The following is a 25,043-nucleotide window of genomic DNA, read 5'->3' as shown; positions in this document are numbered from 1 at the left end:
CACCCTCTCGGGGTCAGTGGCTTAATAATTCAAATTTGGCCCAAGCCAGCGTTCAACTTCTTCTAACGGCATATTTTTACGTATGGCGTAATCTTCCACCTGATCTTTACTGATCTTGTTCAAGCCAAAATAACGAGCCTGCGGGTGTGCAAAATAAAACCCGCTTACGGCTGCTGCCGGCAACATCGCCAGGCTTTCGGTTAGATGCATGTCTGCATTTTCTTCGGCCTTTAGCAATTCAAACAAGGTTGTTTTCTCGGTATGATCCGGACAGGCAGGATATCCCGGTGCCGGGCGAATTCCCTGGTATTCTTCTTTGATCAGTTCGTCGGTACCTAAATGCTCGCCTTTGGCATATCCCCAATACTCTTTACGTACCAGCTCATGCATTTTTTCGGCAAAAGCTTCAGCTAAACGATCAGCAATAGCTTTGGCCATAATGCTGTTATAGTCGTCATGATCTTTTTCAAATTCAGCAACCAGTTCATCGCAACCAATACCTGTGGTAACGGCAAAGCCACCCCAATAATCAGGTACACCGCTTTCTTTTGGTGCGATGAAATCTGACAATGCATAATATGGCTCGCCCTTTACTTTTTCGGCCTGCTGACGTAAAGTATGGATACGGGTAAGCAAGGTTGTGCGGGTATCATCAGTATAAAGTTCAATGTCATCACCCACACTATTTGCTGGCCAAAAACCGATTACACCTTTTGCTTTAAACAGTTTTTCGCTTACAACTCTTTTCAATAATACTTGTGCATCATCAAACAGCTTTTTAGCTTCAACACCCACGTACTTATCGTTGAAAATTTTCGGATAACTGCCACGTAATTCCCAGGTATGGAAAAATGGCGTCCAGTCGATATAGGGAACCAATTCATCCAATGAAAAATCTTCAAATACCTTAGTACCTGTAAATGCTGGCTTTGGCGCAACATCCCCGTCTAAACTGATTTGGAATCTCGAGTTTCTTGCTTCTTCAATAGTCACAAAGCGTTTATCTGATTTTTTGTTCAGATGCGCTTCGCGGGCTTTTGCATATTCATCTTTTATACCTTGAATGTAGGCACCGCGGTTTTCCTTACTCATTAAGCTGCTACAAACAGTTACGCTGCGTGAAGCATCCAGTACATGAATGGCAGGTCCTGAATAATGCGGATCAACCTTTACAGCAGCGTGTATACGGGAAGTGGTAGCTCCGCCAATAATTAAAGGAATGGTAAAACCTTCACGCTCCATTTCCTTGGCAAAATGCACCATTTCATCCAGCGAAGGGGTAATTAAACCACTCAGACCGATGATATCCACATTTTGTTTTTTGGCTTCCTCAATTATCTTCTGTGCAGGCACCATCACGCCCAAGTCTATCACCTCAAAGTTGTTGCAGGCTAAAACCACGCCTACTATATTTTTGCCGATATCGTGCACATCGCCTTTTACAGTAGCCATTAATATTTTGCCAGCATTGGCCCGGCTATCGCTTGAATCTTCGCCGGCATCAATAACCCGTTGTTTCTCCAACTCTATAAATGGCAATAAATAAGCAACGGCCTTTTTCATTACACGTGCTGATTTTACTACCTGTGGCAAGAACATCTTCCCTGCACCAAACAAGTCGCCTACTACATTCATTCCGTCCATAAGCGGACCCTCAATTACCTCCAGCGGCTTGGCATACTGCAGCCTTGCTTCTTCCACATCATCATCCAGGTATTCGATGATACCTTTTACCAATGAGTGCGATAAACGCTCAGCAACCGGTGCTTTGCGCCACTCCTCGTCCCTTACTATTTCTTTGCCTTTTGATTTGATGGTATCTGCAAATTCAACCAAACGTTCAGTTGCATCATCGCGACGATTCAGCAATACATCTTCAACAAGTTCTAACAAGTCTTGTGGAATCTGTTCATAAACTTCCAGCATACCGGCGTTTACAATACCCATATCCAAACCTGCTTTAATAGCATGGTATAAAAACGCAGAGTGCATTGCTTCGCGCACTACGTTGTTTCCCCTAAAGGAGAAGGATATATTACTTACACCGCCGCTTACTTTGGCATAGGGTAAGTTTTGTTTTATCCAGCGGGTTGCTTCAATAAAATCAACCGCGTAGTTGTTATGCTCTTCAAGCCCGGTTGCAACGGTTAATATATTAGGATCGAATATAATATCCTGTGGGGGGAAACCAATTTCATCAACCAAAATTCGGTAGGAACGCTCACAGATTTCTTTTCTGCGTTCAAGAGAATCCGCCTGTCCTTTTTCATCAAAGGCCATTACCACAGTAGCGGCACCATAACTCAAAATTTTACGGGCATATTCTTTAAACTTATCCTCACCCTCTTTTAGAGAGATGGAGTTAACAATACCTTTTCCCTGCAAACATTTTAAACCAGCCTCAATAACCGTCCATTTAGATGAATCGATCATAATAGGCAGTTTAGCGATATCTGGTTCAGAAGCTACCAGGTTCAAAAATTTAACCATTACAGCTTCCGAATCAATCATCCCTTCATCCATGTTTATATCGATAACCTGTGCGCCACCCTCCACTTGTTGCAATGCAACAGCTAATGCAGCCTCATAATCTTCGGCCAATATGAGTTTTGAAAACTTTGGTGAACCTGTAATATTGGTACGTTCACCAATGTTTACGAAGTTGGTTTCGGGAGTTAGGGTAACCGCTTCCAGTCCGCTTAAACGGAGATAGGACTCAATTTCGGGCTTCAAACGAGGTGAATATTTAGCGGCTTTTTCAGCAATACATTTAATGTGATCAGGAGTAGTGCCACAACAACCACCTACAATATTTACCAACCCAGCTTTCATAAAATCATCAACCTGATGGGCGGTTTCATGAGCAGTTTCGTCGTACTGACCGAACTCATTTGGTAAACCGGCATTCGGATAGGCCGATATAAATACATCTGCTTTTGTTGATAATTCCTCCAAATGCGGTCGCATTTCTTTTGCTCCTAAGGCACAGTTTAAACCTACCGACAGCAAATTAGCATGACGGACAGAGTTCCAGAAAGCCTCAACCGTTTGGCCCGATAATGTACGTCCTGAAGCATCGGTGATGGTACCTGAAATCATTACCGGCAATTGCTTGCCTGATTCATGAGCATATCTGTCAATGGCAAATAAGGCTGCTTTTGCATTCAGGGTATCAAATATGGTTTCTATTAAAAGCAAATCCGAGCCGCCATCAACCAATCCGCGTACCTGGTCATAATAAGCCTCAGCCAAATCATCAAAAGTAACTGCTCTATAGCCTGGATCATTTACGTCTGGTGAAAGTGATGCAGTTCTGTTAGTTGGGCCTACTGCACCCGCTACGAAACGAGGCTTGTTGGGTTGTTTTTGAGTATACTCATCGGCCACTTCACGAGCCAAACGCGCACCTTCATAACTTAGTTCATAAGCCAGTTCTTCCAGGTGATAATCTGCAAGAGAAATACGCTGGGTACTAAAGGTATTGGTTTCAATAATGTCGGCCCCGGCATCCAGATATTCGGCATGAATAGCTTTAATCACGTCAGGACGTGTAATATTCAGTAAGTCGTTATTTCCTTTAAGATCAGAAGCGTGATCACGAAAACGCTCGCCACGAAAATCATCTTCCGATAATTCGTAACGCTGTATCATGGTGCCCATTGCTCCATCAATTACCAGGATGCGTTTCTCTAATTCTTTTTTAATACTCATTTTATGATTTCACCGATTCTTTTTGGATGACTTCACCGATTTTCTTGAATGATTACACTGATTCTTTTTTTTGATTTCACCGATCTCTACAATGTAAAATTATCAGTGCAATCAACAACAAATCTGTGTAATCAAAATTTAATCAGTGTAATCACAAAAAATAAAGCTTATATCGAAAAGTCGGTTGTATAATGACTTTCGCTTATCTTTCCCGATGGTGTAATTACCAGCCGAGTAGAATGTAGCACCTTGTAAGCACAGGTTGCCAAGACTTCGCAGGGTCTAATCCCTCCGTCTTTCTCCATAAGCACCGCAAAGATGCGTAATAAACAGTTAATATGCAATAGGGTGTTAAGTCCCCAACCTTCATTATAACGTAATTTTAGTGCATAAAAAAAGCTGCCCGTTTTTATCAGGCAGCTCTTTTAAAATCGTTTTATTGATTATTTTCTTCTGCCAAAAATACGCAGTAACATTAGGAATAAGTTGATAAAATCAAGATATAATGTTAAACCTCCCATTAATGCCATTTTTGAAGCTGTTGCATCACCATAAGTTAAACCAGCACCAATATTTTTCAGTTTCTGAACGTCGTAAGCAGTTAAGCCAACAAACACGGCAACACCAACATAACTGATAATCATGTCCAGTCCACTGCTATGTAAAAACATATTTACTAAGCTTGCAACAACTATACCAATCAGGAACATAATTAATATGGAGCCGAATTTAGTTAAATCAGTTTTTGTTGTGTAACCGGCAATTGCCATAACACCAAATACTACCGAAGAAGTTAAGAATACACCCAATACAGATGATGCTGTGTAAGCTAATAGTATAAAGCTTAAACTCATTCCAGTTACAGCTGCGTAGGCAACGAATAGTAAAGCTAACACCGGGTACGAAATACGGTTAAGGCCAAATCTCATTAAAAGTACAAATGCAAGTGGCGCAAACATAATAATGTAAGCAAAACCAGTTAATTGATGCGTATCTGCATCAACTAAGGTTGAAAGGAATGCAGGGCTATTAGCAAACACATAAGCACAAAGTGCAGATATGCCTAAAGCCACAAACATCCACATAAACACGTTAGCTAAAAATTTACGTGATGCGTCAGCATCATTTATTTGCATTACGTTGTCGTAAACGTAATCAGGTCTGTTATTTTCCATTTTTTATAAAAAAATTAATTATTCAAATTTAAGTATTGATTCGGGATATTAGATGAGCAATATAAGAAAAAGTTTAATTGGCCGATTATACGCTTGCAGTTAAAGATTGGTTTCTATGTTGAAAGCCGGGTTTAATCTTAATTCAGTCTGCGTATCAATTGTTCTTCAACCTTTTTAAATACCTGTATAGGCTTAAGCGTTCTCCATGCCAAATCATCAAGCACACCACCAAAATTGATATAATAGTCGATATTGTTCCGTTTAAATTCATCTATTACATGCTCCCTGAAATTGATTCCGGCTATCCAGCCATCTTCCACATCCTGAAACCACTCTTCATAATAACAATCATCAGATGAATGAAAATTGAGTACATTCTCTCCTATCAGAATAAAATATTTGATACCACTGTCAACCATCAGATCCAGCAACTCCCTCTTCAGCATCATAATATCATTATTGATGGCATCATTCCATTCCCCAATAAATTCTATTATGGTATAAGAACGTTCATAATCAGCAAATAATACTTTCAGGTACAAAGTACTTGAACCGAATGAATCCCATTGCGGATGCAGCAGGTAATTATATACCTGTTTATCAAACTCAAATTCACTGTATTCTGTTGCATAAAATGGAGAATATTCATCCTCTGCCGCAACATAATCATCCCTCCATTTGTAATATGGCTCTATTTCGTGCATTTCTTTAACTCCAAAATTTGCAATTTTATTGATATGTATAGATTTTCGATCTGTACATATCAATAATTACTTTGTTATTAATCAAATTTATAACTCTCTACTGCTTTTCTAACACTTCCATGCTTTTTAAGTAAGTCGGCAGCAATTTCCTCGCTCAGTCCGGTTTCCTGCATTACCATATGGGTTCCCCTATCAATAAGCTTGCTGTTAGATAATTGCATATCTACCATCTTATTCCCCTTTACTTTACCTAGTTGAATCATTACACTGGTGCTTAACATGTTCAACACCAACTTTTGAGCAGTCCCAGCTTTCATCCTCGTCGATCCGGTTAAAAATTCGGGACCGGTTATTACCTCAACCGGATATTGAGAAACAGCAGCAACCGGACTACCGCCATTACATACAATACAACCGGTAGTAACATTATTTTCATTTGCTTTACGGAGGCCCCCTATTACATAGGGCGTTGTTCCAGAAGCAGCAATACCCACTAAAACATCTTTTTCATTTATCTGGTATTTACCCAGATCAAGCCAGGCTTGCTCCGCATTGTCCTCAGCAAATTCAACTGCTGCACGGATGGCTCCATCACCACCGGCAATCAGGCCCACCACCATATCAAACGGAACACCAAAAGTTGGCAGACACTCTGAGGCATCAACTACCCCCAACCTTCCACTTGTACCGGCGCCAATGTAAAAAAGCCTTCCGCCTTGTTTCATTTTATCGGCCGTTATTGTTGCTAGTGCTTCTATTTGAGGCAGCACTTTGGCCACAGCTAAAGGAACGGTCTGGTCTTCTTTATTAATATTTTGAAGAATTTCCAATACAGACATCTTTTCCAGATTGTTATACAGTGAATCCTTTTCTGTTGTTCTCTCCATTTAAGGTTGATGATTTTTAGCAAAATTCGGTAAAAATGTTGAGAGTTTATTCTAACAATTAATTTCAAAACAAACGGATTATCCCGAATTGTTTAATTCTCTTTAATATGAAAATCAGATAATAAACCAAAGGCAACTTAAACAACTAATTATTAACTTTGTAATGATAATTATTTATGAAAAATTCAGCGGGCATAGTGTTCAGGTCGATAATATTAATTTTGATAGGAATTACTATTGGCTTCTTTATCAGCGACAATAATATCAATAATCATAACATCGGATTTACTATTGGCAGTTCAGATAAAATTACAAAGGTTTTAAATCTGGTTAAAAACAACTATGTTGATTCTGTAAATGTTGACAGTTTGCAGGGTGTTACTGTAAATAACCTTCTACAAGGTCTCGATCCGCATTCGCTTTACCTGCAACCCCAACGGGCACAATACATCAATGAAAACCTGGAGGGTGGATTCACCGGAATTGGACTTGAATATCAATTACTTAGGGACACACTGGTAATTACCACGGTTTATCCAGACGGACCCGCAGCCACTGCAGGCTTAGTTGCCGGAGATAAGATAATCAAGGTTAATCAAAAAAAATTCTCTGGAAAACGCATTACTGCTGAACATGTAAACGATATTTTCAGAGGCGAAAGTGGTTCTGATATAGTATTATCTGTATTGACTCCGGCAAGTTCTGCAATTAAAGCTTATCACATTAAACGTGGCAGAGTTAATTTAAGCAGTATTGATGCTGCTTATATGGTGACTCCTGACATAGGATATATAAAAATAAGCAAATTTGCCATTACTACCGATCCCGACTTCCGTACAGCTATCAGTAAACTTAAAACATTGGGCCTTAAAAAATTGGTGTTAGATATCAGGGAAAATGGAGGCGGTTATTTAAATGCTGCAACTGCCCTGGCTGATGAATTTTTAAGGAAGAATAAATTAATTGTTTACACAAAAGGTGATCATGAAGAGCGGAAAGATTATTTTTCGACAGACTCAGGAACATTTCAGGATGGAAAACTGGCAGTGATTATTGATGAGTATTCCGCTTCGGCTAGCGAAATATTGGCCGGTGCATTGCAGGATCTTGACCGCGCCATAATTGTTGGTCGCCGTTCTTTTGGTAAGGGTTTGGTACAGCAACAATTTTCTTTTCCTGATGGCTCTGCTGTAAATTTAACTGTGGCACGGTATTATACACCATCGGGTAGATCAATCCAAAAATCATACAAAGACGGCATTGAAACTTATCATAATGAAATAGCTGAACGCATGCGAAAAGGTGAATTCTTTTCGGCCCAAAGCAACCTGAACGATAGTGTTTTTAAAGGAGCCTCACCTTATCATACCATAAGTGGCAAAAAAGTTTTCAGCGGAGGTGGCATTATGCCCGATGTATTTGTACCGCAAGACAGTACAGCCAACACTTACCTGGTACAACAATTAAATAGCCGACAGGTATTTACAGCTTATGTTATTGACAACCTTCAGCCTCAATTAAACAAATTTACAACCGCTGAAGAATTTATAAAGCAATACACCGTAAGCGATGATGAGCTTGATCGTTTCATTTTGTATGCTTCACAGACCATTAAAGAAATTGATTCGCACGATTTGCTGATATCAAAGCCTACAATAAAAACTATGCTAAAAGCTTATGCCGCCCATTTTAAATGGGGAAATGATGCTTATTTTGAAGCAATAAACAGTACGGATATCACGTTGCAAAAAGCAATAGCAGCGGTGAATTGATTTCGATTTCGGATTTCGAATGTTCAATTTCGGATTTGAAAGGTTGAATAATTCAGCATTTCGGAGATCCGATTTAAATGAATAATAAATCCGAAATCGAACCTCCGGAATCCGAAATCAAACATTATTTCTGCCTGAACCACACCTGAACAGGTGCTCCGTTAAAATCAAAGTGTTCCCTTATCTTATTCTCAATAAAGCGATAATAAGGTTCTTTAATATATTGAGGTAAGTTACAGAAGAAGGCAAACATTGGCGAAGAACCGGCAATTTGGGTTATATATTTAATTTTTACGTATTTACCTTTTATTGATGGTGGCGGATAAGCTTCAATAATAGGCAGCATGATCTCATTTAATTTAGAAGTAGGAATTTTCCTGATTTTGTTTTGATAAACAAGGTTGGCAGTTTCAATAACCTTTAATACACGCTGTTTTTCTGTAACCGAAGTAAATACTATAGGTACATCTGTAAATGGTGCAATTTTCTCTCTGATCTGTTCTTCAAAAACTTTAATGGTTTTATTGTTTTTTTCGATCAAATCCCATTTGTTAACTACAATAACTACCCCTTTTTTATTCTTCTCTGCCAGGTGGAAAATATTGATATCCTGCGATTCTATTCCCTCTACAGCATCTATCATCAGGATCACTACATCGGCTTCTTCCAGTGCCTTTATGCTACGCATTACCGAGTAAAACTCAATGTTCTCTTTAACCTTTGTTTTTTTACGCATCCCTGCAGTATCAATCAGCATAAAATCATGACCATACTGGTTGTAATGAATATGGATAGAATCGCGGGTGGTGCCGGCAATTGGGGTTACGATATTACGATCCTTACCAATTAATGAATTGATAATGGATGATTTACCTACGTTAGGGCGTCCTATAATAGCATATTTAGGTAATGTATTTTCTTCAAGCGGTTCATCATCAAAGTGTTTTACCACTTCGTCAAGCAGTTCACCTGTACCCGAACCAGTCATGGACGAAATATTGTACAGCTCACCTAAGCCGAGGCTGTAAAACACCATAGAATCGGCCAGTAAAGCTGTGTTATCCAATTTATTAACCACTACAAATACCGGTTTTTTGCCTTTGCGTAAAAGGTTGGCAATTTCATCATCCAGATCGGTAATGCCGGTAGTAACATCAACCATAAATAAAATTACAGTTGCTTCTTCAATAGCGATTATTACTTGTTCGCGGATAGCTGCTTCAAAAACATCAACTGAATTGGCTACATAGCCCCCGGTATCAATTACTGTAAACTGACGGCCGATCCATTCAGATACGCCATAATGCCTGTCGCGGGTTACGCCGCTAAAGTCATCAACAATTGCCTTGCGGCTTTCGGTTAAACGGTTATATAATGTTGACTTACCTACGTTGGGCCTGCCCACTATGGCTACTATGTTACTCATATTTTTAGATTGGAGATGTGAGATTTAAGACGTGAGACAGGAATTAGTCACCTGCGCCATATCAAAATCTACATCTAAATTATTTATTTATTTCCTGATAGAAGACTTCAGATTTAAGATAGGTTACCATTTGCATGGCTCTCAAATCTCACATCTAATATCTCAAATCTTACTCGTACCCAAACTTTTTAAGGTAATTTTTCTTGCTCCGCCAGTCGGGTATAACTTTTACAAACATTTCGAGGAAGATTTTTCTTTGGAAAAATTCTTCCATATCACGGCGGGCATAGGTACCAACTATTTTAAGCATTTCGCCGCCTTTACCTATAATGATATTTTTTTGTGAATCGCGTTCCACAATAATTTCCGCGCTGATACGGTGCAGGGTTTCACCCTCAACAAAAGCAGTTACAATAACTTCGGTGCTGTATGGGATCTCTTTTTTATATTGCTTTAATATTTGGGCTCGAATCATTTCTGACGCAAAAAACCTATCGTTCCTATCAGTCAAAGCATCTTTCTCATAATAAGCCGGGTGCTCGGGCAGATGCTCTATCACAAAGTTCATTACGGCAAGTACATTGTAGTCTTTTAAAGCCGATATGGCAAAAACAGCCTTCGGTTTCAGCTTCTCTTCCCAAAATTCAACTTTGGCTTTTACGGTTTCTTCATCCGACTGATCAACCTTATTGATCAACACTGCTACCGGCGCTGATGAGCCCTCCAGTTTTTTCAGCACGTCGGTTTCATCGTATTCTTCGTAAATATCGGTAACCAACAAAATCAGGTCAGCATCTACAATTGATCCGTCAACCTGGTGCATCATACTTTCGTGCAACGCATAATGTGGTTTTATAACACCAGGGGTATCAGAAAACACAATTTGATAATCATCCTCGTTAACAATACCCAAAATACGGTGACGTGTGGTCTGCGCCTTTGGAGTTATAATGGACATTTTTTCGCCAACTAACGCGTTCATCAATGTTGATTTACCTGCGTTTGGCTTGCCTATTATACTCACGAAACCTGCCTTATGCGCCATAGAAAAATAATTAAAATAATATTTGGACTGCAAAGAAACGAATTATATCTTTGCAGTCCAATTAAAACGGAGTGCAAAATGCATTTTTGATAATTGAAAACAACTTTCTGAAGTTATGACGGAAGGTTAAAACACCAAAAAATAGTGCGGGATGGAGCAGTTGGTAGCTCGTCGGGCTCATAACCCGAAGGTCGTAGGTTCGAGTCCTGCTCCCGCTACCTTTTTAAAGTCAAAAGTCTTTAGTCGTGAGTCTAAAGACTTTTTTTATCCACGGGGATAGTTGGCGGGATTTGCACCAAATAAAAAAAGCCCTTTTCGCAGTAATGAAGCGAATCGTATCATACCAAAAACACAGTGCGGGATGGAGCAGTTGGTAGCTCGTCGGGCTCATAACCCGAAGGTCGTAAGTTCGAGTCTTGCTCCCGCTACCTTTTAAAAGTTAAAAGCCTTGAGTCGAAAGATTTGAGGCTTTTTTGGTTCAGGGACAGTTGATAGCCTGTCGGGTTCATACCCATCTAAGGTAAATGGAAGTCCGAGTCTTGCTCCTGCTTATTAAGCGAGAAATCTTTACACGCGAGATTAGAGGCTTTTTGTATAGTTAATAGTGCGGTGATAATACTCACTAAAAGGCTGAATACCGCGCATATAGTCAATCCTGTTTGTACTTCTGAGTATATTGATTAGATTGTGACACAATTTAATTAATATTTTTTGTCGGATAATTTAAAAACATGTCGAAAAGAGAAAGGCTGAAGATTGGGGAAGGGCAGATAAGTGGATATATATCTATTTTTTTAGCCGTATTGGTGTTATTAGGGATTTTTTGTTTCCGTTACCCGGAACAATTAACCACACCCGAGTTTAGAAATATCTACACTAAGGAAAGTGTGCAAATTTTAATGGCATCCGGTATCATAGCTGCATTTTTTTTTGCTCTGCTTAGCATCATACTAAGCAAAAAGTTCACACTCGCTTTATTAGGATCGGGTATTGCGGGTTTAGCCATATTAATGGGTGCCTTTACCGTACAGGGCCGGAGTGTTGAAAAAGTGAGTTGGCACTTTGGGTTAGATTGGATGTTACTCGACTTGCTTTTAATGACAGTAATTTTTATCCCTCTGGAGTTATTTTTTCCTAAAAATAAATTCCAAACCAAGTTTCATGAAGAGTGGCGTACCGACCTGATGTATTTTGTTATAAGTCATTTGTTCATCCAGTTTTTTGGCATTGTTACTCAAAAGCCCGCAATATTGTTTTTTGGATGGATAGGTCTGGATAAGTTACATTTATGGGTACAAAACCTGCCTTTTATTGCAGGATTACTCCTTGCTTTTTTCACAACAGACTTGTTTCAGTATTGGGCGCACAGGTTTTTCCATACACGGGTTTATTTATGGCGTTTCCATTCCATTCACCACTCTACACAACATATGGATTGGCTGGCAGGCAGCCGCACTCATTTTATGGATATATTTTTTACCAGGGCAATGACTTTCATACCATTGTATGTACTGGGCTTTTCAACAACCGTTTTTAATGTTTACATCATTTTTATCGCCATACATGCGGTGCTTATACACGCAAATACCCGTGTTAATTTCGGCTTTATAAAGTATATTTTCACTACACCCCAATACCATCATTGGCACCATTGCGAAGATCCGAAGTATTACGGCCATAATTTTGCCTCAATTTTTCCTTTGATCGATATTATTTTTGGCACCTATTATCTGCCGGGCAAAGAATGGCCAGCAGGCACCGGTGTACACGAGGGAAATTATCCCAAAGGCTTTCTAAAGCAATCAATTTATCCGTTTACCAAAAGCCCATTCGATAACGATTTGAATATGGAAGAGCGAAGCGACAGGTGAGAAAGTTGGCCGAAGTTAAAAATCAGACAGCGGGGCACGAACAATTCATTAATTGTCGGGAACTGTCACCTGGGATGCAACTGCATACCAGCGGCCATTACGTTTTTCATATACATCCAAATAACATGTAATAACCGTAAACTCTTTTTGCGCAGCTTTACCGTGTACAGTGGAGGTGGCGTTCACCAGACCGATATTGCCAAAAATCCGCACGCGGACGCTATCAACTTTGGAAGAAAAGAATTCCTGATCTGGAGATAAAAGGTTCTTCAAAAGATCTGTTTTATGAAATATTTTCCCGCCGGGAGAGACCAACTCCATATCATCTGCATAGATGCCACACATAGTTGCAGTGTCGCGGGTGATAAAGGAAGCAATCCATTTTTCATTCAGCTCCTTGAGTTTTTTGATATCAGCTTCCTGGGCTGATGCCATTTGTATTGAGAGGCTCAGTAACAATAACAAAATACAGTTTTTCATAATTGACTGCTGATTTTGAACATAAAGATCGGCGTTATTACTTGATGTTATTGTTAAAACAAGTTAAAAGGTGTTAAATCACATTCGGATAAAAACGTTTATAATTTTTCAGCCATAGATGTAGATGTAATCTACAGGCATAATCGTCCGAAATTGAAAACTTCGGACAGCGAAGAAGATTTGACTTATTAGTAACTTTTCCATCATTTAATCACATAAATGTTCTTTACTTTTATAAAATAAAACTCTTGTTTTTTTATAAAAATATAATCATGATAACTTCTCCTTCTCCAAAGTCAAAAATAAATAGTACGGTTACAATGGGGATGCTCCTAATTTTACTATTTGTATCAATAGGTGTATCTGCGCAACAAGCAATCGTTACCGGCACAACCTCATCAGAATTTTTTGGTAGATCCATCAAACTCACCCTGATCAATTATGAAACCCGGAATGACAAAGTTGTAGAGGAGGCCCCGATCAGTCAGGATGGTAAATTTACCCTTACCATTAAGTTAAAAGAGCCGGAAATATATGATCTGGGGGTGGACAATTCAAGTTTGGTTCAGGTATTGGCTAAACCTGGTGACAAAATCGCTCTTAAGATTAACAAAGACCGTATTGAGGTTACGGGCTCAAAGGAAACACAATATTTGATTGATTATGAAGCAAACCGGAAAATTGTATTCAATAAGTATTTAAGACGGACCTATGATTCCTCGGCAGTTGCGGTTAAAAGCGCTGACAAAGCGCGGATAGAATATTGGAATGTGGAGCATGAAAAAGCATCTCAAAATTATAAAGCGGAACTGGCGCAATGGGTAGAACAGCCCTTTTTTATTAATTCGCTTGCAGCAGTACATCATAGTATACGCTGGAACTCAGAAACCGATACTACGCTGATGAATCAGATGGTATCGATCTTTCAGCAAAAATATCCTAATTATGATCTTACCCGGCAACTGGTGAATAAGGTTAATGCCACCAAACGGATTGCCATCGGTGCTATAGCGCCAGGTTTTGTTTCAACCGATACGGCAGGCAAGAAAGTCGATCTTAAAGACTATCGCGGTAAATACACATTTGTTGAATTCTGGGCCTCATGGTGCCCTCCCTGCCGGGAAGAAAGCCCTACATTAGTAAGGTTATACAATCAATATAAGGACAAAGGATTTACAATATTAAGTGTCTCCATCGATAAAAATACTGCACAGTGGAAGAACGCCATCAGGCAGGATGGATATACCTGGGGAAATGTTTGTGATTTGAATGGATATGGAGGGCCAACAGCTGCGTTGTATACCGTAACCGCTATCCCGAATAGTTTCCTGCTGGATAAGAACGGAAGGATTATTGCTAAAAATCTTCGGGGCAAAGAGCTGGAAAGCAAACTGGCAGAGCTGATGAAGTAGTACTTTTTTGGAGGCTAAAAGTCTTTAGTTGGAATGTTGGGGACTTTTTTGTTTTGTGGTGTAGATGTGATTGGTACAATTGGCGGGGGTTAAATCAGACAGGTGGGGCTATTAACGCTCACTATTCTGGTCTTTAGATTAGCAGAATACTAACACAATTCGCAAGCTCATGAAAAGGTTGTAACTTTATAATCTTAACGGGTTTAACCTATTGTTATCACATGAAATCATGGCTGCTTCACCTGCTTGACAGGTTTATAAAACTTCTTCAAAAATATCGTAAGACAGCTGTTGCTGAAGATCAAAATATAAGTTACCCTTATCATTCTCTTTCTCCAATCGGGACTGTTGAAGAAGGACAATATACGGACGCACTACTGTGGGCTTTACAAAATCGTAAAATTCAGGATATTAAGAACATTGCGCTAACAGGTCCTTACGGATCGGGAAAGAGCAGTATCCTAAAGACCTTTCAAACGCAACATAAAAAGCAATTCAAGTTTTTAAATCTTTCGCTTGCTACGTTCAAAGAAGAACTTAAGCAGATTAACAAAAAAGGTAAAAAAACAAAAGAACTCAGAGATGAGACCAAAGATTTGCTGAGGCTTATCGAACTAAGCATACTCCAGCAAATATTCTACCACGAGAAAGACAGTAAAATTCCTGACTCAAGGTTCAAAAAAATCCGAAGTTTCAAAAGAACTTATTTAATTGGAATGGCAATAAGTATTTTACTGTTGTTGTTTTGTGGCTTTAACCTTTTTAGCAGTGAGCAATTTTATAAATTGTTCGGAATCACAATAACGCAGGCTCATAAATTAACCGTTCATTACATCAGCTTAGCCGTTTTTATTCTCGGTATCTTTTACGTTTTGTATCGCTCTATACGTTTGCTAAATAGCGTGAAAGTGAGCAAACTGAAATTCAAGGACGCTGAGATTGAAATTGATGAGGGCATCAGTAAATCAATCCTTAATAATCACCTTGATGAGATCTTGTATTTTTTTGAAGTCACGCCCTATGACGTTGTGATCATTGAAGATCTGGACCGATTTGAGCAAACAGAAATATTCACAAAGTTACGCGAGCTAAATCTGCTAATCAATAATTCAAAAAAGGTCAAGAAGGATGTGACATTCGTTTATGCGGTGCGCGATGATATGTTTCAGGATAAGGATCGCACAAAGTTTTTTGACTTTATTATTCCAGTTATCCCGGTTATAAATTCATCAAACTCGAATAATAAACTGTTAAAGATCGTACAGGAGAATAAATATGACATTTCTGATGATTTGATCGACGATATCGGATTGTTCGTTGACGATATGCGATTATTATATAACATTACGAATGAATACCATCTTTACAAAGGATTGCTTGATGAAAAGCTCAGTCAGAATAAATTACTGAGCATGATTGTTTACAAAAATATTTTTCCGAACGACTTTGTCAAGCTCAGCAACCGTGATGGTGAATTGTACAAAGTTTTTGCAAATAAACAAACACATGTAGGCAATTTACAAAAGCAAATAGGCGAAGAAATCGAGGCCCTCAAAGAAGAAGTAAAACGTTTGTCTGAACTTAAAGTCACCGACATAAAAGATTTGAGAATGTTGTATTTAGTTCGCTATCCAAAGCACCTTCAATACTTTCATGGATTTTACCATATTGATAAGCAATACTCACTTGAGGATGTGGCTGATGCGAAGCTTTTCCAATTACTAATTGACAAAAAATTGCGTTATAATAATTTCGCGTTTATTCAATGGAGTAATTCTTACAACTTTTCAAACGCTTTGGTTGATATTGATTTCAAAACGATTGAGAAAGAAGTCGATCCAAAAAGAACCTATGAGGAACGGGTTGCCGAAATTACCAAAGACAGTGACAGTAACATTGCCACTTTAAGACGTCAGATAATCGAAAAAGAAAAAAAGAAAACGAGCGCAAGACATCTAAGGTTAAAGGAGTTTATGGCCACAGGGGCTTTAAAAATTGAAATTGAAGACAAGAAAAAGGCGTTGTTGTTAAATGTCTTACTGAGAGCAGGTCACATTGATGAAGAGTATTTGGATTATATTTCAATATTTTATGAGGGGTCAATCACAAAAGATGACCGCGATTTCTTACTAAATGTAAAAAGCCAGGTAGTGACGGATTTTGATTTTCAATTACGGCATTTGGAAAAATTGGTTCCCAAAATTGGAATGAATGATTTTGAACAAGCTTATACCTTAAACTATTCCCTTTTAGATTTCTTGCTATCGACTAAAAAATATGATTCCCAGACTAGTGCAACACTTCAACTACTAAAGCTTGCCTCGAAAGAATCTTTGAAATTCATAGACGGCTTTATCGACACCGCCGTAAACATTGAAGAGTTCATTAATAAAATCGCAAAAGCCTGGCCACAGTTCTGGCGTGTCATCAGTCAGCAAAGTGCGCTTTCGGACGAACTCAAGTTCAAGTATTTGGATCATATTATAAGTTATGCAGATCTGGAAGACATTGAAAAAATGGCAAAGGATAGCAACCTAGAAAACGTTCTAATAAGTCGTCAAAGCTTGCTTTCTGATTTAACTCATCCTGAGAAAATTGAAATTGTCATTACTGCTCTAAAAATAAAATTCACAGATATAATTTTAGCAGATGCTCCGGAAAGCCCAGTTGATTGTATTTATGAAAAAAATGCTTATGATCTGAACGAAACAATGCTTCGCAGAGTTACTCAAGCGAAAGGTATCTACGATGAAAACAGTTTTGATAAAGCGAATTATGAGGCGATACAAACTTCTGAGGCTTCACAATTAATTACATATGTAAATGAAAACATAGCGGAATATGTCGCCATGGTTTACTTGACCTTAGAGGCCAATACCTTGGAACCTGAAGAAACACTCATCGAACTTCTTAACAAAGAAGATCTTGAAATTGAGGACAAAAAAGCTATTTTGGATAAAACCACAGCTATTATTTCTCGGTTAGATCAATCTGGAACTAGTGAACTCGACGCACTTCTGTTGCACTCTCTACGTGTGGCTCCAGTATGGGATAATATCCTTCACACTTTTGAATATAATGAGAATGCATTAACAGATCAGGCTATTTTGTTTTTAAATCACTTGTCAAATGCTGAAGCCTTGAGCAAAGATTTAATTACAAATAACGAGCCTTCCGTTGAAAATGAACACTTATTAATCGCCGCATTACTCAGGGCACCATCAATTACAGCCAAGGCGTTCGAATTTCTCGTTAAATCAATACCGGAAATTGAACCGGAACCAGATTTCGCAGAAATAGATGAAGACCATACAGAAATTCTGATTGAAAATAACTTAGTGTTACTTTCTCCTGAAAATTTTGCTTCTTTGAAAACTAACTTCGAAAGTCAGCATATCGGATTAGCAGAGGGTCAAAAAGAATCTTTTATCATAAATATCGAAAACTACCCGCTTGATGCCGAAGATCTAATTAAGTTATTAAGGTCTGATAGGTTTGATATTGGTCAAAAGCTGGTTATTCTTTATTCCGTAGATGAAAACCTTGTAATTGTGAATACGACCCTCCTTAACATAGTAGGTCGACTTGCTATCACATATACAACATTCAAGCTACAAAAGAAAACCTTGATGGCGGTTTTAACCAAAGCGCTCATGTTATCAGAGCGGATCAAATTATTTAATATGAACTTTAAAAGTTTTTCAATCGCCGAAGTGACCCCCATATTACAACTACTGCAACCGCCTTATTCAGAGATTGCTATAAAAGGTCGGCGTCCACTACTACCCTATGATGAAGAAAACAACTATTTTGTCAATAACTTAAAGACACTGGAATACATATCGAAGCGAACGGACGAGAAAAAAGGCATCCGCATCTCGACCTTTCAAAAATAAATCGACCTTACTGTAAGCTATAATTTTTATTCATGTTTGATTTTAGATCCACGAAAACTATCGAGCTGAACATCTGTAATCCCCGCCGTCCGTGGATTATATCTACAGATCAGCATGCAAGTAGTTTATAACTACACAGATAATTATACTGTCCCGAAGCAACTTAGCCCTGACAGCAATTTCAAAAAAAAATTGTCATTTTTTGTCCCAGGTTAGCCCAACCTGGCCCATCCTGGCAGCTTAACTTATTAATTTATAACGATTGTGTGTTTCGCCTTGCCCGGTGTGTTTCTACTGTGTCATATATTCGTGGGACAGTACAATCCCTATCTAATTGGAGCATTCGTTCAAATTTGATATGTTTGGAGTTATGAACCAGCAAGCCACCGGTACTGGTATTCCCTAAGCTGTTTTTCCCAGGGAGCGATCCAACTACAGCTTAGGTATTGCGGCCCCGATATTATTAGCCTTGTTTCGTTTTGGACAGGGATTAGGTCTTGGCGGCGAATGGGGTGGTGCGGTGTTACTGGCAACAGAAAACGCCCCTGCTGACAAAAAAGCCTGGTATGAATTTACAATGACAAATAAATAAATCCTATCTTCGAAGTCGTAACATGCCATGCCTGAACTATGCACAATAAGATATTGGTAATCAGCCTTATTTACCTCTTTTGTTTAAAATCACTGCTATTATATGGGCAAAATATAACAGTTAGGATTTCATCTGATGCAAGCCAAATCAGTAACACCCTGGTTAACAATACACCTATTAGTGATCAGCTGGATATTCCGGTAGGCTTAAATCCTATCATTTCCAACAAGCCAATTGCCAGTAGCAGTACCCGTCCTGGTATACCATCAACATTTTCACCAAAAGTTCTGGCTCTTGTACCTACCATTATCGAATCGGGCAGTCCTTATGCCGTTAATACATCCTATGGTATACCGTCTATATCTGCAAGTTTTACGGTATCAGGTGCAAGCCTATCAACAGGTATTACGGTAACACCACCACCCGGATTTGAAGTGAGTACAGATAATATAAATTTTAGCAGCACTGTTACGGTTGGCGGCGCAGGTACCACTGGCCCATTTACTATTTATATAAGGTTAGCAGCAATAACTAACGCCGGTGCTTACAGTGGCAACATTGTACTAAGCAGCAATGGCGCTACAAGTGTCAATGTAAATATGCCCAATAGTATTGTATCGCCTGCTATTATAAACGTTACCGGTACTGTCGGCAAAACATACGGCGATGTACTCACTAACACTACATTCTATTACAATACCCCTGGGTTTACTTATGATTTGGCCGGCTTTCGTAATGGCAATACTTTTTACTCTATCACATTTTCATTTGGCAGCGGTGCTTCTGCCACTGCACCAGTAGGAACTTACACGGGTTCGGTAACACTGTCTGACCTTGAAGGTCAAAACGGTTTCCTGCCAGGCAATTACGCCATCAATTACTTTCCTGTTGACCTTGTGGTGTTACCGGCACCAATTACGATAACGGCTAACAATGTCAGTAAGCCTTATGGCACTGCATTAACAAATGTGCCGGCTTCAACTAATTTTACCGTATCAGGTTTAGTGAATAATGAAACGATAGGCGATGTAAGTATCAGCTATAATGCGGGAGCACCTGCATCATCTGCGCCGGGATTATATGCCGGTTCTGTTATCCCCTTGGATGCCGCGGGGGGGACTTTTTCGCCTGATAATTATGTCATTACTTATCAATCCGGCAATCTCACTGTTGATCCGCCACCACCGGTAATTGAATATACCGGGATTCCATCAATGCTGCAAACTGTTTATGGTACTCCATCTACAGCTACTAATATACAGGTATCTGGCACGAACATTTCTGCCGCAATTATCGTTACCCCTCCTACTGGATTTGAAATCAGCATCGATAACATCAGCTTCGGTAACACCGTTACACTTAACCCAGATGCCGTTGGAACAGTATCAGCAACAACAATTTACATCCGCCTCGCTGCAATTACGCCTGTAGGCAATTATACCGGAAACCTGATATTGAACAGTACCGGAACAGGTAATATCAATGTACCATTAATAGGTAAAGTTACACCGGCGGCACTTACCATTACTGCTTTGCCTGTAAATAAAATTTACGGAGCTTTATTAGCAGGCATTACAGGATCCACCGCCTTCACAACAGTTGGGTTACAAAACGGCGAGACTGTGGGGAATGTTACCCTAACATTCGGTTATGGTGCAGCATCTGGTGATCCTGTTGGCATTTATAACACTTCTATAGTACCGTCAGCAGCTACCGGCGGTAGTTTTAATGCCAGCAATTATAACATTACTTATATTCCTGCCGCTATTACCGTTAATCAGGCATCACTTCTCATTACTGCCAATAATATATCCAGGGCTTTTGCTACGCCTAACCCAACGCTTACAGTAACTTATACAGGATTTGTCAATAACGAAGGCCCCACCCAACTTACCATTTTACCTGTGGTATCAACTGATGCTTTATTCACCTCGCCCATAGGTCAGTACCCGATTATTGTGTACGGCGCAGCATCTCCCAATTATATAATAAACTATTTACCGGGTATACTAACAATTTACACCGATCCACAAAACATCAAAGTGCCTAATGCTTTTACTCCTAATGGCGATGGAGTAAACGACTTATGGGATATTAAGGACCTGCAATATTATCCCAACTGCACCGTGGAAATTTATGATCGCTATGGACAGCATTTGTATCACTCCCGAGGCTACGGCCAGGCCTGGGATGGAAAATATAACAATCAGCCACTTCCTTTTGGAACCTATTATTATATTATTAACCTGAACGATGGAACTTCAATAAGGCTTTCCGGCTATGTGGTAATTATAAAATAGCAAGAAGCTTTAAATCACTTCGAAATAATATCCAAGCCATTACAAAAAATTGGTCGATTGTTTATAATGACAGATACTATCGTACCAATTTATTGTGGAACCTGTTTATGAGTTGCCCTCAAATTCAACATGCTCTTAAAAAACTTAATTTTGAAAGCCTGGTTATAAAACATACAAGCTAATGGTTCAGGGTATACCGGTGCTATTGAATAATTCCGGTTAAAGTGGTGATTGACCTGGCCTGAATTAAAATTTTATCCGAAGCATCAGCTACAGCTTCTGCATGCAGATCAGCCGATGAAGATGTTGTAAATTTACGAACGTGGGTGATTTTACCGTGCCCCAAACCTATTTTCACAGGGACATTACTATTGTTATTATTTACGATAACAATAGTAATATTTTTTCCTTTTTTATATGCCGAAACCAATGGAAGTGTTTCCAACGGCTTAGATATGGAACTGCTGGTTTCAATTCTTACCGCACCCGGCCTTATAAACCTGCTATAGTTACCCATTGCCCAAAGCATCTTACTCGGATAATAGTTACCATCTGTTTTGTTTTTGTCTACATAAATAAGTCCGTCCTTATAATCATACGGAGAAATTGCCAACCACCAAGCCCAGGAAGCGGCGTTGCCTACTGCTAAATCGGTATGAATAACCCTGGCCAGGTATAGTGCAGCATCCATACCCAAATCGCGTTTATTTCCGTCAATTTCACCATTGTTATTACCAAGAATGCAATACTCCGATTGCCAAAAACTTAAACCCGGAACAGAATTAATATCGTGAGCAAGCTCTTGCCTTAGTTTTATGGCAGATGCCATTGGCGAGGTTGTAAAATAGCTATGGCTCAAAACTGCTTTATAAACACTTTTCAGGTTGCCAATATAATCGGGTGAATCAGCTCGAAAAAAGTCATTTATCTGGTTGCCTTTCTCCGTTTTGTTTGTATTAGAAACCAAATAATTAACATCTCCCGCCTCAGCTACTAAAATTTTGCTTTTTACATGATTTTTGGCAAAGGATGAATCAATGCATCTAACCAGGGATGCAATTTCTTTATTGCTATAGGGACTTCCCTCTTGCTTGGTATCGCTCCACTTCCACTGAGGCTCATTAACCGGGCTGATATAATTCAATTCGATATGGTTATGGGCATAAACTCCTTTTACAATTACTGAAATATAATTAGCAAAATCACCGAAATGGTCAGCACTTACATTTGTTTTACCGGCATTTGCGTATGCTTTTCCATTTTTAGTAAAATTGACAGGCGGGCTATTTATAAAGCCTAAAAATTCACCTACGCCGCGCGCCTTTGCAGCATTTAAAAACCACATCTGTCCGGCTTGCTTTTGCCAATTATACGTGCCATCATTACTTAAAAACGACTCAGTTCTATGCCATTCATCTTTTATGTCACTTTGTTCGGCTTGCTCAGTGGTACCTGCACCAATATTAAAACGCCATAATGATAATGCAATGCCTTTAGGCGACCCATCCTTAAGCGTATCCTTACTAAAAAGCAGATCAGCAATGTTGTTTTTCTTATCCTCGGGCCAATTACCAACAAACTGGCATGACCACGCATCAGATGCCCCGAAACTATTAATTGTTTGGTACATTTTCGACTGATCAATATTGATCGTTAACGTACTGTCTTGCCCATTTGCATATACAACAAACAGTAATATTATAATTATTGAAACTGCTGATTTTAAAATAAAGCTATATCCCATCTAATTAAAAAGAAGAATGATATTGTATTATAACTATTATTATTTAAGGCATTATTTTTCAATATTAACCCTGATGATATTAAAAGAATATGGTTTCAGATTTAGCTTGATATGGTTATCCTTAAACTCAATATTACTTATTTGGGGACTAACTGCAAACGGCTGATCCAATGAATTTACGCTATCTAAATTATCACTCTGCAATAAGGTTAGCGAAGCTTTTGTTACTGATGTTATTCCGCTCATCGAAAAATCAGCCTTTTGCACTACATTACTTGTATTAACAAACTTAATGATCAATTCGTGTTTATTATTATCCAGAGTTGCAGAAGCATAGCAACCGTCCTGGCCCTCAACCGCTTCGTTATTTAAGGTAAGAGGTACTACATCTGTACCTTTATTTAAGGAATATAACTGCTGTACATAGTAATTGGGGGTACCAAATGATTGCAAATTATCAAACCATATTAAGTCTGGTTTCCATTGCCAGCCTTCAACGTGAGCAAATAGCGGTGCATAAGAGGTCATACTAACCACATCTGCATTCCTTTCCAGCCCTGTCATGAAAGCAGCTTCAGCCATTGCACATTTCCAGTTGTTTTTATTTTCAGGGTTTCCGCCGCCTACACTTTGCGCGGCATACTCACCTGCAAATATTTTAGGGCCGTTGCGGTCATAATGATCATAACGGTTTACATGTTTCAAAAACCATTCGGGCGAATTGTAATAGTGCTCATCTATAATGGCTGCTTTTAACTTGCGGAAAATTTTGTCCGAATAATTAAAAATATCACCGCCAGAGAAAGGGCCATCACTGCTAACCAATTTAATTTGAGGGTACCTGGCGTGAATGGCTTTCTCAAAAATTTTATACCTTTCAATATACTGCGGCCCCCACTGCTCGTTTCCAACGCCCATCATTGTTAAATTAAATGGCTTGGGGTGCCCAAGTGCTGCACGTTTTTTTCCCCAGGTTGAATTCACGGGGCCATTGGCAAACTCAATGAGGTCGAGCGCGTCCTGCACATATGGGCCAAGTTGATTTAATGGAACCAACTCGCATGAATTAAATTGACAAGCCATGCCGCAATTAATAATAGGCAGCGGGGATGCTCCTATATCTTCTGCCATTTCAAAATATTCCAGGAAGCCCAGCCCAAAACTTTGGTAATAATCAGGAGTTTGGCGGTGTGCAAATTCAGTATTCCAGCGGTTAACAATCATTCTGCGATTAGCAACATCGCCTATTGTCCGTTTCCATTGATACCTGGTATCCAGTTCGCGGCCTTCAACAATACAACCGCCAGGAAAACGTAAAAATCCGGGTTTCATATCGGCTAATTTTTGCACCAAATCGGCCCGTAAACCGCCCGGACGCTGCTTCCAGGTATCCTGCGGAAAAAGAGAGATCATATCTAAATCAACAGAACCAATACCCTTTAATAATACTCTTAAGCTGGCTTTCGGCTCTGTTTCTGTAGCGATAAAACTAGCGGTGTATTTTTTCCATTGTTTTGATGATGGCGAAACTGTTGTACTGCCAATAATTTCTCCTTTTCCATTTACTAATTCAATTTGCAGACTTATGGCCGAAGCCTCTTCCATTTTAGCCAGAACAGAAAAGTTATAACGGTTATCTTTTTTAATCCCCATTCCACGGAAGCCTTCATTGATTAATCCGTAACCTTTCGCAGATTTTGAACTTATTTGTATATATCTTGGGTTATTGGGATTTGCTTCTCCCCGGTTTAATATCAAAATACTTCCGTCTGCCTTATCTTGCTTTACTTCGTCCCATCCCATTAAAGGATCTTTAAATTCAAACGAACGGTTCTTTACTAACTCTGCATAAACCCCACCATCGCCAGCCATATTGATATCTTCGAAAAATATCCCATACATGGTGGGTCGCACTTGTGCTTTTATGGTAGCCGCGTTAATAGTGTATACTTTTTCGGTATCGTTTGATTGGCAATAGGCCGATAAGCAAAAAGCACTATTCAGAAGTATAAGTACAATTTTTTTCAT

At 39.2% G+C, this 25,043-nt stretch carries 15 protein-coding genes, 2 tRNA genes and 1 riboswitch; of the genes, 8 read left to right on the top strand and 9 right to left on the bottom strand.

Annotation, left to right across the window (positions count from 1 at the left end):
- Window positions 1–21: 21 nt before the first annotated feature.
- From metH to murQ, 4 genes are all read right to left on the bottom strand, one after another.
- The gene (metH, locus tag JN11_RS01300) at window positions 22–3,711 is read right to left on the bottom strand and encodes a methionine synthase (protein ID WP_144908859.1); all 3,690 of its coding nucleotides are present in this window, start codon (window positions 3,709–3,711) and stop codon (window positions 22–24) included.
- Between the two features lie 199 nt (window positions 3,712–3,910).
- Window positions 3,911–4,021: riboswitch (SAM riboswitch) on the bottom strand.
- Window positions 4,022–4,154: 133 nt separating this feature from the next.
- Window positions 4,155–4,886 carry a Bax inhibitor-1/YccA family protein gene (locus tag JN11_RS01295; RefSeq protein ID WP_144908857.1) on the bottom strand — a complete coding sequence of 244 codons (732 nt, stop codon included), beginning with the start codon at window positions 4,884–4,886 and terminating at the stop codon, window positions 4,155–4,157.
- Window positions 4,887–5,023: 137 nt separating this feature from the next.
- Window positions 5,024–5,590, bottom strand: a complete 567-nt coding sequence (locus JN11_RS01290) for a hypothetical protein (RefSeq protein WP_144908855.1) — start codon at window positions 5,588–5,590, stop codon at window positions 5,024–5,026.
- Between the two features lie 77 nt (window positions 5,591–5,667).
- Window positions 5,668–6,477 (bottom strand): N-acetylmuramic acid 6-phosphate etherase, encoded by an 810-nt coding sequence (murQ, locus tag JN11_RS01285; RefSeq protein ID WP_144908853.1) that lies wholly within the window; start codon window positions 6,475–6,477, stop codon window positions 5,668–5,670.
- Between the two features lie 176 nt (window positions 6,478–6,653).
- Here murQ and JN11_RS01280 point away from each other — a divergent pair, with 176 nt between their 5' ends.
- The gene (locus JN11_RS01280; protein ID WP_144908851.1) at window positions 6,654–8,249 is read left to right on the top strand and encodes a S41 family peptidase; all 1,596 of its coding nucleotides are present in this window, start codon (window positions 6,654–6,656) and stop codon (window positions 8,247–8,249) included.
- A 124-nt stretch (window positions 8,250–8,373) separates the two neighbouring features.
- Here JN11_RS01280 and der read toward each other — a convergent pair whose 3' ends face one another.
- Together der and era are read right to left on the bottom strand one after the other, a co-directional pair.
- Window positions 8,374–9,675: a ribosome biogenesis GTPase Der gene (gene der, locus JN11_RS01275; protein WP_144908849.1), complete on the bottom strand. Its 1,302-nt coding sequence runs from the start codon at window positions 9,673–9,675 to the stop codon at window positions 8,374–8,376.
- A gap of 169 nt (window positions 9,676–9,844) precedes the next feature.
- Window positions 9,845–10,720, bottom strand: a complete 876-nt coding sequence (gene era / locus JN11_RS01270) for a GTPase Era (protein WP_144908847.1) — start codon at window positions 10,718–10,720, stop codon at window positions 9,845–9,847.
- A 145-nt stretch (window positions 10,721–10,865) separates the two neighbouring features.
- Between era and JN11_RS01265 the strand changes: the two genes are divergently transcribed.
- From JN11_RS01265 to JN11_RS01255, 3 genes are all read left to right on the top strand, one after another.
- A tRNA-Met gene (locus JN11_RS01265) sits at window positions 10,866–10,938 on the top strand.
- A gap of 137 nt (window positions 10,939–11,075) precedes the next feature.
- Window positions 11,076–11,148, top strand: a tRNA-Met gene (locus JN11_RS01260).
- Between the two features lie 303 nt (window positions 11,149–11,451).
- Window positions 11,452–12,591, top strand: coding sequence for a sterol desaturase family protein (locus JN11_RS01255; RefSeq protein ID WP_144908845.1), 1,140 nt, complete (start codon window positions 11,452–11,454; stop codon window positions 12,589–12,591).
- 48 nt (window positions 12,592–12,639) lie between these two features.
- On the opposite strand, the gene JN11_RS01250 is transcribed toward JN11_RS01255, so the two are convergent.
- Window positions 12,640–13,026: a nuclear transport factor 2 family protein gene (locus tag JN11_RS01250; RefSeq protein ID WP_170227667.1), complete on the bottom strand. Its 387-nt coding sequence runs from the start codon at window positions 13,024–13,026 to the stop codon at window positions 12,640–12,642.
- Window positions 13,027–13,343: 317 nt separating this feature from the next.
- Between JN11_RS01250 and JN11_RS01245 the strand changes: the two genes are divergently transcribed.
- The 4 genes from JN11_RS01245 (at window position 13,344) to JN11_RS01230 (ending at window position 21,271) form a co-directional block, all read left to right on the top strand.
- Window positions 13,344–14,483 carry a TlpA family protein disulfide reductase gene (locus JN11_RS01245; protein WP_144908842.1) on the top strand — a complete coding sequence of 380 codons (1,140 nt, stop codon included), beginning with the start codon at window positions 13,344–13,346 and terminating at the stop codon, window positions 14,481–14,483.
- Window positions 14,484–14,704: 221 nt separating this feature from the next.
- Window positions 14,705–18,379: a YobI family P-loop NTPase gene (locus JN11_RS01240; RefSeq protein ID WP_144908840.1), complete on the top strand. Its 3,675-nt coding sequence runs from the start codon at window positions 14,705–14,707 to the stop codon at window positions 18,377–18,379.
- A gap of 469 nt (window positions 18,380–18,848) precedes the next feature.
- Window positions 18,849–18,971 (top strand): hypothetical protein, encoded by a 123-nt coding sequence (locus JN11_RS24815; protein WP_262713252.1) that lies wholly within the window; start codon window positions 18,849–18,851, stop codon window positions 18,969–18,971.
- A gap of 38 nt (window positions 18,972–19,009) precedes the next feature.
- Window positions 19,010–21,271, top strand: a complete 2,262-nt coding sequence (locus JN11_RS01230) for an MBG domain-containing protein (RefSeq protein WP_144908838.1) — start codon at window positions 19,010–19,012, stop codon at window positions 21,269–21,271.
- A 202-nt stretch (window positions 21,272–21,473) separates the two neighbouring features.
- On the opposite strand, the gene JN11_RS01225 is transcribed toward JN11_RS01230, so the two are convergent.
- Together JN11_RS01225 and JN11_RS01220 are read right to left on the bottom strand one after the other, a co-directional pair.
- Window positions 21,474–23,015, bottom strand: coding sequence for a glycoside hydrolase (locus tag JN11_RS01225; RefSeq protein ID WP_211360613.1), 1,542 nt, complete (start codon window positions 23,013–23,015; stop codon window positions 21,474–21,476).
- A 51-nt stretch (window positions 23,016–23,066) separates the two neighbouring features.
- Complete coding sequence (locus JN11_RS01220) at window positions 23,067–25,043, bottom strand: alpha-L-arabinofuranosidase C-terminal domain-containing protein (protein ID WP_144908836.1); 1,977 nt, start codon at window positions 25,041–25,043, stop codon at window positions 23,067–23,069.

It is taken from the genome of Mucilaginibacter frigoritolerans, from assembly GCF_007830615.1.
Lineage (GTDB): Bacteria > Bacteroidota > Bacteroidia > Sphingobacteriales > Sphingobacteriaceae > Mucilaginibacter > Mucilaginibacter frigoritolerans.
This window is presented reverse-complemented; position numbering and strand designations above follow the sequence as displayed.